We start from the raw sequence: 13,450 nt of genomic DNA, 5'->3' as shown, positions 1-13,450 counted from the left end.
GGCCCTTTGGTTCCACCGAGTTTTCAGCCGATCGCGTGGGCCGATCGCACCGCCTGTTCGCAGGCATCGCGCACGGTGTTTTCGTCGCCGGGCCGGCTCTGGCAGCCGATGCTGATCCGGACCGGGCCGTCCAGCAGCACGGTCCAGCGCACCTGATGGCCGGCGCGCACCTCGCGGTACGTCACCGCCGGTCGGCCGGCGCTGGTTGCGGACGGGTCGAAGTCGACGAATACGCCGGGGGGCTCGGCGTCGATCGCGCGCTTCAACCGGTCCGCGGTGCCGTTCAGTGTCTCGCCCGCTACCGGGGACTGGGTGATGTGCAAGGCGACGTCGGGATCCGTCGGGGACGTGACCTGTACGCGCGCCGAGCCCGGCCCGCTGAGCACCCGTTGCGTCGACCAGGTCGTCGGGACCGACAGCGCCACCCGGCCTTCCACCAGAAAGGTTGTGGGCGCGGTTGCCACCGGTTTGGGCGCCGCGGCGCCGGGCCGGCCCGTGGTCAGCGCCGTCGGCGCCGCCGCGGCGACGACGATCAGGGCCCCCCCGAGCGCGCTCAGCGTGCGACCGCGCCATCGGACGGCGCCGGCGGATGGGCCGGCAGCCCGCGCGGGGCGGGCGGGCCGTGCGAGCCGGACCAGCCGGATGTCGTTGATCTGGTGAGTGTTCGGGCTTTCCGGTCCGGTTCCGCGCACCGCGTCGGCGATCAACGTCGCCAGCGCCGACGCACCGGTGACGGTGTTCGGCGTGTCGATCAGCACGGCCGCGGGGGCCATCCCGGCGACGATGTCCGCGACGTCGTGGGCGACGGACTGCGGTTCGGCATTGCGCGGTACGGCGGTGACCTCACTGGTGGTGATCGCCACCAGTCGCTCGGCGATTTCGACCACCACGGTCGCGTCCGGCGCGGCGCCGGACGCCTGCATCAGCAGCGACGACCGCGTACGCGTCCGGACCTCGCCCGCCACGGCGGCACCGGCCGCGTGCACCACGCCCACCCGCGCGGCCGACCACCACGACGGATGCACGACCACCAGCGCCTCGCAGTGCCCGCGGATTGCCGATCGCAGCGCGGTTTCCCACAGCGCGTCAACGGCCACCGGGCGCTCCCCCACCAGCGCCACCCGGTCGTCTATCGCATCCAGCGCGGCCCGCACGGTGTCGAGCGACTCGGCATCAACGACAGTGCCTGTGGCGCAACATAATCGGCGGATGGTGCCCGGGCCGGCTTCGACGATCGCGGGATGCTCGTTCATGGCGGGCTCCAGGCGACCTGGACGAGTTCTTCGCCACCGCCGCGAGTGGTCAGCACGCCGCGGCCCGGCGGCAATCTCAGCGACTGAGTGGAACCGAACGACCCGCCGTCGCCCGGGCATCCGCTCATCGTCAGCGTCGTGCAACCGAGGTCGCGCAGGCTCGCCAGCAGTGGCTCGAACATCGCGCGCTCGAGGCCGCCGCTGCGCCGGGCAATGACCAAATGCAATCCCAGATCCGCCGCGTACGGCAAGAATTCGACGATCGGCCCCAGGAGGTTGCCCGCCGGGGTGGCGACCAGGTCGTAGTCATCGACGATGACGTAGAGCTGCGGTCCGGACCACCAGGTGCCGCTGCGCAATTGGGCCTGGCTGGCGTCGGGCGGCGGCATCCGCGTCCGCAGCGACTCGAGCAGGTTTTGCAGCGATACGGCCAGGGCGGCGGGTGACATCGCGTAGCCGTCGAGATGGTCCGATTCGACGACACCGAGCAGGGTGCGGCGAAAGTCGACGAGCAACAGCCGGGCCTGCGTGGGCGTCCTCGTCCGCACGATCTCTCGGCACAACGTCCGCAGCGTGGCGGTCTTGCCGCACTCGTTGTCGCCCAGCACGAGCAGATGCGGCACTCGTGCGAAATCGATTGCCACCAAATCTAATTCCCGCTCCCGCAGACCCAGCACCATCGGCGCGCCCGGATCCGGGTTCGATCCGCGAACGATATCCTCGCGATCCACCCGCAGGGGCAGTAGCGGTATCGGCGGGGCGACCGACGCACCGGCGGGGACCTCGGCGATGGGCGCGGCGATCACCATCTGCAGGCCCTCGGGGGAAAGACCTCGGCCCGGTCTGTCGCGCGGCACATGCTGCGCGGCCCGGCGGTCGATTTCGGAATCGGCGGGGTCGCCCAGCCGTAACTCGATGCGGCTGCCGATCTGGTCCCGTAGCGAAGGCCGGACCTCAGCCCACCGCGTGGCCGACAACACCAGGTGCACGCCGAACGAAAGCCCGTGGGCCGCCAGCGCGATGATCGGCTCCTCCAGTGATTCGAATTCTTGGCGCACGCTCGCCCAGCCGTCGATGACGAGGAACACGTCGCCGAACCGATCGTCGCTCATGCGCCCCTGGCGGTATTGGGCGATCGAGGCGATGCCCTGCTCCCGAAACAGCGCTTCGCGGCGACGAATGACCGACTCGCATTCGGCGACTATCCGGCCGGCCAGCCGGGGATCCGCGCGTCCGGCGACCGCGCCGACATGGGGCAGCGCGCGCACCGTCGACAGGGCCCCGCCACCGAAATCCAGGCAGTAGAACTGCACCTGCCCGGGATCGTGCGTGGCGGCCAGGGCGGTGATAAGCGTGCGCAGCGCCGTCGACTTTCCCGCTTGGGGCGCGCCGACCACGGCCACATGGCCTGCGGCCCCGGACAAATCGACGATCAGCGGTGTCCGGCACTGATCGAAGGGGCGGTCGACGCTGCCGATGGGCACCGTCAGGCGTCCCGGCATGCGGTCGGCGTCAGCCAGTAGGGTCGGCAGCGCCGGTGCCGGCCCGAGTGGGGGCAGCCAAACCCGGTGCGCGGGCGGGCCTTGGCCGGACAACCGGTCCAGGACGGCGTGCGAGATGTTCCTTTCGGGCTTCCCCCTCGCCGTGACGGCCCGGGCGACGGCACCGGTGACCCCGGTGCTGAACACCCGCACGCCACCGGCCGTCGCGACGGGGACACGAGCCGGCGTGTACGTGGGCAGCGGCACCGAAACGGAGGCGGCCTGGAAGCGAATCGGTTCGCCGCCGCTCACTCGCAGGAAGCCGCAACCGGGGGCGCTCGGCAATCGGTAGGCGTCGAGGTTGCCCAGCAGGGTTTGGGATTCGGCGGCCGACAGCGTCTTCAGGCAGAGTCGATACGAGAGGTGGGCGTCCAGCCCACGTAGCCGGCCCTCATCGAGGCGCTGGCTGGCCAGCAGCAGGTGCACGCCCAGCGACCGGCCCAGACGGCCGACGGCGACGAACGTGTCAGCGAAATCGGGTTGCTGGCTGAGCAATTCGGAGAACTCGTCGACGATGACGAACAGCGTGGGCAGCGGGGGCAACGCCGCACCGGCCGCCCGCACGCGCTCGTATGCGGTGACGCTGACGCAGCCCGCCGTCCGCAGCACTTGCTGGCGGCGGTTCATCTCACCGGCCAGGGCCTCGCGCATCCGGGCCACCAGCGGCGCGTCGTCGGCCAGGTTGGTGATCACCGCCGCCACATGCGGGGCGCTCGCATAGTCGAGAAACGTTGCGCCGCCCTTGAAGTCGACGAGCAGCAGGTTCAGCGCCTCCGGCGAATTGTGGGCCATCATGCCCAGCGCGATGGTCCGCAGCAGCTCCGACTTGCCCGACCCGGTGGCGCCGATGCACAGCCCATGTGGGCCCATCCCTCCTTCGGCCGGCTCCTTGATGTCCAGCTCGATGGGCGCACCCTGCGCGGTGATTCCGATCGGTACGCGAAGGCGGTCGCGGTGGCGTTGACCGCGCCACAGCGTGGCCGGGTCGAACCGGTCGGGATCGGAAAGCCCCGCCAGCTCCGGCCAATTGGGGCCCGCACCCCTCGAGCTGTCCGCGTGCGGATGGTACCCGGCCAGCCGGCGGGCGCAAACCAGCGCGTCGATGGGCGACATCTGGTCGGGGCACCATCCCGGCGCCGGTGGGTCCGGCGCCGCGATGCTCAGCGGTGCGCCCTCGCGGGCGTTGCCCACGCCGAGGATGGTCGCGCCGACGATGGGGCCGGTTCCGTCGGCCAGATCGGTGACCACCACCACGTGGGCTCCTTGCACCGCGGCGAGCGCGCGCCGCGCCTGCGCACCACCCGAATAGACCATCCGCACCGGGCCCACCGCGTCGGCATCGGTCGGATGTTGGTTGTGCGGCAGCCATTTCAACCAGTCCCAGCGCTCGCGGTTCTCACCGTCGATGGCGGCGGCGATGAGGACTTGATCGGGTGCGTGCAGCACCGCGAGCTGGCAGACAATCGCCCGCAGTAACCCGCGCGCCTCGGCCGGGTCGCCGTCGACCCGCACCACTGCCCCGCCCCGAAGGTCGATCACGACCGGAGCGCGGATCGTCGCGTGCGCCTCCAGGAAGCGCAGTAGCGCCAGCGCGGTGACCGGATCGCGATGCTGCGGCGCAGGAAGCGACGGCGCGACCAATCGGCGAGCGAGTGGCTGGGGGCCAACGCCCACGCGCACGAGACCGCATTCGGCACCGTCCGGTCGCCGCTCCCACATCCGCGGACCGCCGATCAAGGTCCACAGCGTGTCGGGATCGGGATGGTCCCGGATCGACGAGTAATGCTGTGCCGCGGCGATTTCGGACACGGACCGGCTCAGCCCGCTCAGGTAGTCGAGGTATTGGTCGCGGTCGGCGTCGATGCCACCGCCGCGACGGCGGGTGCCACCGGTCAGCGCGGTCAGCACGGCCGAGACCAGCATCATGGCGGGAAATGCCAGAAACATGGGAGTGCGGGCCGGACCGTTCCCGGCACTGAGCACGGCGGCCATCAGGCCCATGCACACCAGGGACAGCACCACGGGAAGTAGCCGCGGCAACAAGCCCGATGCTGCCGCGGGCGGGAGGCCCGGCGGTGCGTCAACAACGATCTCCGCGGCCGGCATCCCCGACACCGCCGGCAAACTCTGGGTCACCTCATCCCCTTCCCGGTGCGATGACGGTAAGTAGCACCGACATCGGCGACAAGTCACCTGTGGACAGCCGGACACCGCAACGCTCGAACCCGGTTATGTTGTGCCTCAGTCCGACCGAAGGGTTCGCCGTTGCCTGCAATCGATACCGGGCTGCGACGCGTCTGCGTGCATTGGCAGACCGCAGCCGTCGATGTCGCCCTGCCCGCCGAAATCCCTGTCGCCGTGTTGCTTCCGTCGATCGTCGACCTCCTCGGTGTCGACTGCCCCGACGGCGACGCCGTGCGCTACCGCCTGTCGCCGCCGGCCGCGGCCGGCTTGGATCCGTCGATGACGCTGGCCCAGCACGGCATCGCTGACGGTGCGACCCTGCTGCTGAGCAGAAGCACCACACCGTTGCCCGGCCCCCGTTACTTCGATGTGGCGGACGCCGTCGCGGCCGCACTCGACCCGGCCACCGAGCCGCACCACGAATCCTTGCACCGGCACGCGGTCCGCCTGATCGGCGCGGCGGCGGCGATGCTGTTGGGTGCGGCCGGAGGGCTGGTGATCCTGCGTAATGCGTTGGGCGGCAATGGGCGCCGTGATGCTGCCACGACCGCCGTATTGCTCTCGTCCGCTGTCCTCACCCTTGGGCTGGCGACCATCGCGCACCGCGGCCATGGGGACCGGACCGCCGGGCTTGCGCTGAGTGCGATCGCGACGGCGTTCGCCGGGCTCGCCGGATTCGTGGCGGTGCCGGGTGCGCCCGGCGTTCCCCACGTCTTGCTGGCCGCAGCGGCGGCCGGGGTCACCTCGGTGGTGGCGATGCGCGTAACAAGCTGCAGCTCAGTCACTTTAACGGCCGTCTCGTGCTGCACGGTGGTGATCGCGCTGGCGGCGTTGGCGGGTATGATCGGCGGGGCGCCATTGTGCGCCATCGCCTCGGCGGCGGGGGTGGTGTCGCTGGGCCTGCTCTCAGTGGCGCCGCGCGCATCGATCACGCTGGCGGGGTTGGCGCCCCGGCTGGGAACATCCGGGGTGCCCAAGACCGACCCGGGCGACGCGGCCGTGTGCCGCCAAGCGGTGCGCGCCGACAGCTGGTTGACGGGTCTGCTGGCGGGATTGTCGGTATCGGCCGCCCTGGGAGCGATCGCCACCGTGCTCGCCGGAGCGCCGCGCCTGTCGTGCACCGCGTTCGGCACCCTCACCGCCGCGCTGTTGCTGCTGCGCTCCCCGTCCGCCGACATCAGACGAACGCTGGTGTTCGCGATCAGCGGAATCGTCATCGCCGCAACGACATTCGGCGTGACCGCCGCGCGCGCGGCGGTGCACGTACCCTGGGTCGCGGCCGCAACCACGGTGTCGGTCGTCGTGGCCATGTATTTCGGGTTCGTCGCCCCGGCGCGGCCCGCCTCGGCCGTCGTGCGCCGCGGTGTCGGACAACTGGAATGGCTGGCGCTGGCCGCGATGGTTCCCCTGACCTGCTGGATATGTGGACTCTACGGCGCGGTCCGCGGTGTGAGCCTCCGATGATGAGCCCGCGCGCCGGTCGCCTGCTGACGGTGTCGGCGCTGACGCTGGCGGCCGCGCTCGGAAGCCCGACGGCGCAGGCTGTTTCGCCCCCGGACGTCGACGACAGGTGGTTGCCCATACCGGCGCGGCCGGCGCCCCCGTGGCCGACCACACAACGCGAGGTCTGCGCCACGCTGACTGCCGACTCGGGACCGGGCCGCAACCGACCGGCGAATCTCGGCGACCTGTCGGCGGTGTGGCAACTCAGCCGCGGCACCGGACAGCGGGTCGCGGTCATCGACACCGGCATCTCGCGACATCGGCGACTGCCCGATGTGGTGCCCGGGGGTGACTACGTATCCACCGGCGACGGCACGCAGGATTGCGATGCGCACGGCACTCTGGTGGCCGGAATCCTCGCGGCCACAACGGAGTCCAAGTCCGACGGTTTCAGCGGGGTGGCACCGGAGGCCACCTTGATCAGCATTCGCCAGTCCAGTGCCAAATTCACCCCGACCGGCGACCGATCCCGGATCGGGGTCGGCGATGTCGACACCATGGCGAAGGCCGTCCGGACGGCCGCCGACCTGGGGGCCTCGGTGATCAACATTTCCTCGGTGGCGTGCACACCGGCGGCCCAGGCGCCCGATGACCGTGCGTTGGGTGCCGCACTGGCTTACGCCGTCGACGTCAAGAATGCCGTCGTCGTGGCCGCGGCGGGCAACACCGGCGGCGCCGGACAGTGCCCGCCCCAACGTGGCGATGCCACCTGGCAGACCCTCACGGTGACCGTCAGTCCCGCCTGGTACGACGACTACGTGCTGACCGTCGGGTCGGTCAAAGCCGACGGGACGCCCTCGCCGTTCACCCTGGCCGGTCCCTGGGTGGATGTCGCCGCGCCGGGTGAGGCGGTGACGTCACTCGCGCCGGACCCGGTGTCCGGCACCAGCTATGCCGCCCCGATGGTCAGCGGGCTGGCCGCGCTGATCCGCGCTCGCTTCCCGGCGCTGACCGCCCGCCAGGTGATGCAGCGCATCAAGGCGACGGCGCGTCATCCACCCGCGGGGTGGGATCCCCTCGTCGGCAACGGCACCATCGACCCGCTCGCCGCGGTCAGCGCCGGCACCGGCGCACCGGCCGACAGGCCCGCCCCATCGCCGGCGCCCGCGCCGATCGCAGCGCCGGCGCCGGTCGGGCCGCGCGATTCCCGCGCCCGGGACACTGCCCTGCGTGGGGCCGCGATCTGCCTGGTTGTGCTGACGATCGCGGTGGCCGCCGGGGCCGCCCGAGGCCGCCTACGGCGAGCCCGCGACCGCATCGCGGGCGATTGAGGCGTTCCGCCGGCTCAGCTCCGGGCCGGCCGGCAACAGCGTGAGCAGCGGCCACGGCGCCGGCGCCGCGTCGGTGAGACCGAGGTCGCGCGCGGCGTCGTCGTCGTGAACGGCGAACCGGACGCCGGTGTCGGTGATCAGGTAGCGGGTGCCGGCGCCGTCGCCCGCCCGCACGTAGGCGCTTCGCCCGGCCGGAACGTACGCGGCGTCCAGCGCGGGGCCGTCACCGTCGGCTTGCGCCAAGGCCACCGGCGTCCGGCCGGCCGGGATGGGCAGCCCGGCCTCCGCCATTAAGGCGACGCCGGTTCTCTTTCCCTCCCAGCTGGCGCACAACGTGCCGGCGGGATCTGAGAACGTCGGCGGCCGGTCGGGAAAGAGGGCGACCGGCAGCTCGGTGACGACGGGAGCGGACCGGATGGCGTCGGGGGCGACGGTGACGGCGTTGGTCGTGCCCTGCGGGTTGCTGAAGCGCAGCAGGTCGGCGGCAACCTGGCCGATGCGTTGCACCCCGGCGACCAGCACCGCGTAATACTCGTCGCCGTCGGCGCGTGTGATGCGAAGCACACTGCCGACCGGAAGCCCGGGCAGTCCCGGCGCCCTGGTGCCGCTGCCGCGGATCCGCGGCGGTGCGATCGGCGGCACCTCCGGCACGGCGTTCAGCAACGCTGGCGAGACGGTCACCGGCGCCCGGCGCTCGAGGCGCAGCGCGCGCACGACAGCAGCGTCGTCGAGGTTCACCAGCGCGCGGTGGCCGTCGTAGAGCAAATAGGCCGGCGAACCCGCGGCCGTCGCCACCAGGATCGCTTCCCCGCCGGTCACCCGGTGCGCCGGTGGCGCCTCGGAGCGTGGGCCGATGATGACGGCCGTGGCGGTGCTGGCGTCGGTGCTAGCGCATATCGCCCAATCCGTATCGTCCGGGGACAGCGGCCTGCCCAGAGACTCCGGCGCCCCCGGAATGCCCAGCAGCGGACCGCGTTTGGTGGCGCTCAAATCGGAATCGGTGACCGGCTGGGGGTTGGCGGCCGTCGCCGCGATGAGCCGGGCCGAAGCCAGGTTGAGCACCGGATGCCAGACGTCGCCCACCCGGACGAAGAGGGCACCGGATTCACGGCTCATCACGATGCGCGCGCGGTCGAGCGCCACGTGCGGTCGCAGCACCGCCAGCAGCGCGCAGCCGGCCAAGGCGACAGCGGTGACTACACATCCGCACAGCAGCGATGCCCGGCGCCCACGCGAGCCGGGCCAGGCCGCCCCCACCCCCTCGCCCAACAGCGCGCCTTCGACGCGCCGCAGCAAATATCGGTGAGCGCTGACCTGCACCCACGTGGCCAGCCGAGGCGGCACGAGATCTCCCCATCCGATGAATCCGTCGACGCCCACGCTACGGCGCCGTTTCGCACCGTCAGAGCGGTTATCCACAGGTCGCGGGCGTTTCGGTTGACCAGAAATTGGGTAAAATCGCCCGGTGAAAACTCACCGCACACGTACCCTTCGGGCGGGCACCGCGCGGTCAGCAGGCCGCTTGCTCGGTCTGGGTGCGTCTGCCCTGGTTATCGCCGCTGGCCTGCTCGCAACCCCCGCCGCGGCGCCCACGGCCTCCGCCGACGACTGCCCGGACGTCGAGGTCATCTTCGCCCGCGGCACCAACGAGCCCCCCGGCCTGGGCCGGGTCGGCGACGCGCTGGTCGACTCGCTGCGCCAGCAGACGGGCGGCCTAAACATCCTGCCCTACGGGGTGAACTACGCCGCCAGCAAGCTGCAGCTGCACGGCGGCGACGGCGCCAACGACACCATCGACCGGGTCAAGAAGAGCGTGGAGAAGTGCCCCAACACCAAGATCGTGCTGGGCGGCTACTCCCAGGGCGCCTCCGTGATGGACATCGTGGCCGGGGTCCCCATCGGCGGCATCAGCTGGGGCAACACCCTGCCCGCGCAATACGCCAACGACATCGCCGCCGTCGTGACCTTCGGTGACGTGGCCGACCGCGCCGGAGGGTCGCTACCCACCAAGAGCGCGATGCTGGGCTCCAAGGCCGCCGACTATTGCAACCCCAACGACCCGATCTGTCACGCGGGCGAGGGCAACGAGTGGAGCGGGCACACCGAGGGCTACGTCCCCGTCTACACCACCCAGGCTGCGGCGTTCGTCGCGCAGAAACTGGCGGCCGCCGGCCTGGGCCAGCAGTCACCCGCCTTCGGTCCGCCCCTGGGCCCCGGCTACGGCCCGCAGCAACCCGGCTACGGCCAGCAGTCGCCGGTTAACGGGCAGACCCCCGGTTCGGGCCCGTCGATTCACGACGGGGGTCCGGGGCCCGCAACCGGCCCGGTCGTCCCGACCACGGCCGCACCGCAAGCACCTCTCGTCTAAATCGTTACCGTCGGGTTATCAACGCCCCCTTAACATCGCTGTGTGAGGCTTATCCCGTTAGGGCTGGGCATCGGAATTGGCGCGACGGGCGCGTTATTGATTGCCCCCCAATTGGTTCCGCATGCGTCGGCATCGTGCCCCGGCGTTGAAGTGGTGTTTGCCCGAGGCACCGACGAGCCGCCAGGTGTCGGCAAGGTGGGCGGCGCCTTCGTCAGCTCGTTGCGCGAGCAGACTCGCAAAAGCGTTGGCGCATATGGGGTGAACTACCCGGCAAGCAAGGACTTTCTGGCAGCCGCCAACGGCGCCAATGACGCCAGCGCCCACATCCAGCAGATGGCCGCCAACTGCCCCGGCACCAAACTGGTGCTGGGCGGGTATTCGCAGGGCGCCGCCGTCGTCGATATCGTCACGGCCGCACCGGTGTCCGGCCTCGGCTACCGCCAGCCGCTGCCGCCCGCGGCCGCCGATCACGTCGCGGCGGTCGCGCTGTTCGGCAACCCGTCCGGCCGGGCGGGTCAACTGATGAGCGCCCTGTCCCCCAACTTCGAGGGCAAGACCATCGACCTGTGCAACCCGGGCGACCCGATCTGCTCGTCGGGCATGCAGTGGAGCTCGCACCTGGGCTACGTGCCCGGATTGACCACCAAGGCTGCGACTTTCGTGGCGTCCCGGGTCTAGCGCGAGCGGATGTCGCGGGTGATGAGGTTGCGCGCGGCCAGCTGGTCGTCTGGCGGGTAGTCCACGGCGACCAGCGAAAGCCCGTGCGCCGGCGCGGCGGCGAAGTCGCTGGATCGCTCGGTGGCGCTGAGCAATTCGCGGCAATAGGACACCGGGCGGCGGTGTTCGCCGACGGCCAGCAGCGCCCCGACCAGTGAGCGCACCATCGACCAGCAGAACGCGTCGGCGCAGACCTGCGCGGTGATCTGGTCGCCGTCGCGGGTCCACTCCAGGCGCTGCAGATCGCGGATGGTGGTGGCGTTCTCGCGATGACGGCAGAACGCGGCGAAATCGTGCAGTCCCAACAGGTCTCGTGACGCCGTCGCCATGGCCTCGACGTCCAGGGGGCGAGGCCACGCGGTGACGTAGCGGGCCTGCAGGGGCTGCACCCCCCAGGGCGCCGTCGAGAGTCGGTACTCGTAGTGACGACGCAGCGCCGAGAACCGGGCGTCGAAACCCGCTGGCGCGCGGGTGATGTCGACGACCCGGACGTCGGTGGGCAGGAATCGGCCCAGCCGGCGCAGCAGAGGCAGGAACTCCGGCTCACCGACGTGCGGTGCGCGCGGATAGGCGTTGGGCAGCGCGTCGGCCGGCACGTCGACGTGGGCCACCTGCCCGGTCGCGTGAACGCCGGCGTCGGTGCGCCCCGCCGCGCGCAGGCGCACCGGCGTGCGGAAGACCGTCGTCAGCGCCTCGTCGAGAATCCCGGCCACGGTCCGCTGGCCGGCCTGAGTGGCCCAGCCCGCGAAACCTGTTCCGTCGTAGGCGATATCGAGCCGCAGACGGACGTCCTCGCTAACTCTCGTCAGCCTCGTCAGCCTCTTCGGCCTTCTCGGCCTCGGCCCGCGCCTCGATGGCCTCGTCGTGCTTTTCTTCGGCGGCGGCCTCCGCCTCCGTGGCCTGCGAAACCTCGGGCGCCTCCGTGGTCTCCTCGGCCGTGGCTTCCTCGGCCGTGGGGCCGACGGCTTCGGAGGGCTCGACCGCCGCCTGAGGTGCCGCCGCCGCCGCGACCGGGGCGTCGGACTTCTTGGAAGCCTTGACCCGTCGCGCCCGATCGGCCTCGGAGGTGACCGTCTTCTCCCGCACCAGCTCGATCACGGCCATGGGGGCGTTGTCGCCCTTGCGCGGCTCGACCTTGATGATGCGGGTGTAGCCGCCGTTGCGGTCGGCGTAGAACGGGCCGATCTCCGCGAACAGCGCGTGCACCACGTCCTTATCGCGGATCTTCTTCAGCACCTCGCGACGGTTGTGCAGCGCACCCTTTTTCGCGTGCGTGATCAGCTTCTCCGCGTACGGCCGCAACGCCCGCGCCTTGGGCTCGGTCGTCTTGATCCGGCCGTGCTCGAACAGGGAGGTGGCCAGGTTGGCGAGCAGCGCCTTCTGGTGCGAAGACGACCCGCCGAGGCGAGGTCCCTTGGTGGGCTTGGGCATTGCGACTATCTCCTTGAAGTGGCCGGCCCCCGTATCAGGTAGGGCCGGGACGGACTTTCGTCTGTTGTGTCCGGTTCCTCAGCGGCCGCTGCACGGCCGCATCGTCACCGGACGGCCGTTACAGCTGTTCGGTTTCGGCGTAGTCCTGGTCGTCGTAGGACGCCTCGGAAGACCAGGTGCCGGTGGCGACGTCGTAACCCGCGACCTGCGAGGGGTCGAAGCTCGGCGGGCTGTCCTTGAGCGACAGGCCCAGCTGGTGAAGCTTGACCTTCACCTCGTCGATGGACTTCTGACCGAAGTTGCGGATGTCGAGCAGGTCGGACTCGGTGCGGCTGACCAGCTCGCCGACGGTGTGCACGCCCTCGCGCTTGAGGCAGTTGTAGGAGCGCACCGTCAGGTCCAGGTCGTCGATCGGCAGCGCGAACGACGCGATGTGGTCGGCCTCGGCCGGCGACGGCCCGATCTCGATGCCCTCGGCCTCGACGTTGAGTTCGCGTGCCAGACCGAACAATTCGACCAGGGTCTTGCCCGCCGACGCCAGCGCGTCGCGGGGGTTGATCGAGCTCTTGGTCTCGACGTCCAGGATCAGCTTGTCGAAGTCGGTGCGCTGCTCGACACGGGTGGCGTCCACCTTGTAGGTGACCTTGAGCACCGGCGAATAGATGGAATCGACGGGGATGCGGCCGATTTCGGCACCGGAGGCGCGGTTCTGCACGGCGGGCACGTAGCCGCGGCCGCGCTCGACGACGAGCTCGACCTCGAGCTTGCCCTTGTCGTTCAGCGTCGCGATGTGCAGGTCGGGGTTGTGCACCGTGACACCGGCGGGCGGCACGATGTCGCCCGCGGTGACCTCACCCGGGCCCTGCTTGCGCAGGTACATGGTGACCGGCTCGTCCTCCTCGGAGGACACCACCAGGCTCTTGAGGTTCAAGATGATCGCGGTGACGTCTTCCTTGACGCCCGGCACGGTGGTGAACTCGTGCAGCACGCCGTCGATGCGGATGCTGGTGACGGCCGCACCCGGAATCGAGGACAGCAGCGTGCGGCGCAACGAATTGCCCAGGGTGTAACCGAATCCCGGCTCCAGCGGCTCGATGACGAACTGGGAGCGGCTGTCGGTGAGGACTTCCTCCGACAATGTGGGTCGCTGAGAGATCAGCATGGTGTTTCTTCTTCTCCTTC

The 13,450-nt window shown here is 70.7% G+C and carries 10 protein-coding genes; 4 read left to right on the top strand and 6 right to left on the bottom strand.

Annotated elements, in window-relative coordinates:
- Nucleotides 1-23 precede the first annotated feature (23 nt).
- Together A5624_RS11820 and eccCa are read right to left on the bottom strand one after the other, a co-directional pair.
- The gene (locus A5624_RS11820; RefSeq protein WP_066866281.1) at nucleotides 24-1,253 is read right to left on the bottom strand and encodes a type VII secretion-associated protein; all 1,230 of its coding nucleotides are present in this window, start codon (nucleotides 1,251-1,253) and stop codon (nucleotides 24-26) included.
- On the bottom strand, nucleotides 1,250-4,900 hold the full coding sequence (gene eccCa, locus A5624_RS11815; RefSeq protein ID WP_066866352.1) for a type VII secretion protein EccCa: 3,651 nt from the start codon (nucleotides 4,898-4,900) through the stop codon (nucleotides 1,250-1,252). Before eccCa ends, A5624_RS11820 begins: the two co-directional genes overlap by 4 nt.
- A gap of 159 nt (nucleotides 4,901-5,059) precedes the next feature.
- On the opposite strand from eccCa, the gene eccD reads away from it, so the two are divergent.
- A complete protein-coding gene (eccD, locus tag A5624_RS11810; RefSeq protein ID WP_066866279.1) occupies nucleotides 5,060-6,442 on the top strand; it encodes a type VII secretion integral membrane protein EccD in 1,383 nt (460 codons plus the stop codon).
- Nucleotides 6,439-7,752, top strand: coding sequence for a type VII secretion-associated serine protease mycosin (mycP, locus tag A5624_RS11805; protein WP_066866277.1), 1,314 nt, complete (start codon nucleotides 6,439-6,441; stop codon nucleotides 7,750-7,752). The genes eccD and mycP overlap by 4 nt, the downstream gene beginning before the upstream one ends.
- Here mycP and eccB read toward each other — a convergent pair.
- Nucleotides 7,717-9,096 (bottom strand): type VII secretion protein EccB, encoded by a 1,380-nt coding sequence (gene eccB, locus A5624_RS11800; protein ID WP_066866350.1) that lies wholly within the window; start codon nucleotides 9,094-9,096, stop codon nucleotides 7,717-7,719. The two genes, mycP and eccB, sit on opposite strands and share 36 nt — an antisense overlap.
- 121 nt (nucleotides 9,097-9,217) lie before the next feature.
- On the opposite strand from eccB, the gene A5624_RS11795 reads away from it, so the two are divergent.
- The gene (locus A5624_RS11795; protein WP_197497996.1) at nucleotides 9,218-10,120 is read left to right on the top strand and encodes a cutinase family protein; all 903 of its coding nucleotides are present in this window, start codon (nucleotides 9,218-9,220) and stop codon (nucleotides 10,118-10,120) included.
- A gap of 42 nt (nucleotides 10,121-10,162) precedes the next feature.
- The gene (locus A5624_RS11790; RefSeq protein ID WP_066866274.1) at nucleotides 10,163-10,798 is read left to right on the top strand and encodes a cutinase family protein; all 636 of its coding nucleotides are present in this window, start codon (nucleotides 10,163-10,165) and stop codon (nucleotides 10,796-10,798) included.
- Here A5624_RS11790 and truA read toward each other — a convergent pair.
- From truA to A5624_RS11775, 3 genes are all read right to left on the bottom strand, one after another.
- Complete coding sequence (gene truA, locus A5624_RS11785; RefSeq protein ID WP_082990545.1) at nucleotides 10,795-11,655, bottom strand: tRNA pseudouridine(38-40) synthase TruA; 861 nt, start codon at nucleotides 11,653-11,655, stop codon at nucleotides 10,795-10,797. The genes A5624_RS11790 and truA overlap by 4 nt on opposite strands.
- Complete coding sequence (gene rplQ, locus A5624_RS11780; protein ID WP_066866270.1) at nucleotides 11,633-12,268, bottom strand: 50S ribosomal protein L17; 636 nt, start codon at nucleotides 12,266-12,268, stop codon at nucleotides 11,633-11,635. The genes truA and rplQ overlap by 23 nt, the downstream gene beginning before the upstream one ends.
- A gap of 118 nt (nucleotides 12,269-12,386) precedes the next feature.
- Nucleotides 12,387-13,430: a DNA-directed RNA polymerase subunit alpha gene (locus A5624_RS11775; protein WP_007773471.1), complete on the bottom strand. Its 1,044-nt coding sequence runs from the start codon at nucleotides 13,428-13,430 to the stop codon at nucleotides 12,387-12,389.
- Nucleotides 13,431-13,450: the final 20 nt, after the last annotated feature.

Source organism: Mycobacterium sp. 1482292.6, assembly GCF_001672995.1.
GTDB lineage: Bacteria > Actinomycetota > Actinomycetes > Mycobacteriales > Mycobacteriaceae > Mycobacterium > Mycobacterium europaeum_A.
This window is presented reverse-complemented; position numbering and strand designations above follow the sequence as displayed.

Coding starts and splice junctions, on each gene's coding strand:
- rplQ (WP_066866270.1), bottom strand. CDS start 12,268: ATGCCCAAGCCCACCAAGGGACCTCGCCTCGGCGGGTCGTCTTCGCAC.
- mycP (WP_066866277.1), top strand. CDS start 6,439: ATGATGAGCCCGCGCGCCGGTCGCCTGCTGACGGTGTCGGCGCTGACG.
- A5624_RS11820 (WP_066866281.1), bottom strand. CDS start 1,253: ATGAACGAGCATCCCGCGATCGTCGAAGCCGGCCCGGGCACCATCCGC.
- eccCa (WP_066866352.1), bottom strand. CDS start 4,900: ATGCCGGCCGCGGAGATCGTTGTTGACGCACCGCCGGGCCTCCCGCCC.
- A5624_RS11775 (WP_007773471.1), bottom strand. CDS start 13,430: ATGCTGATCTCTCAGCGACCCACATTGTCGGAGGAAGTCCTCACCGAC.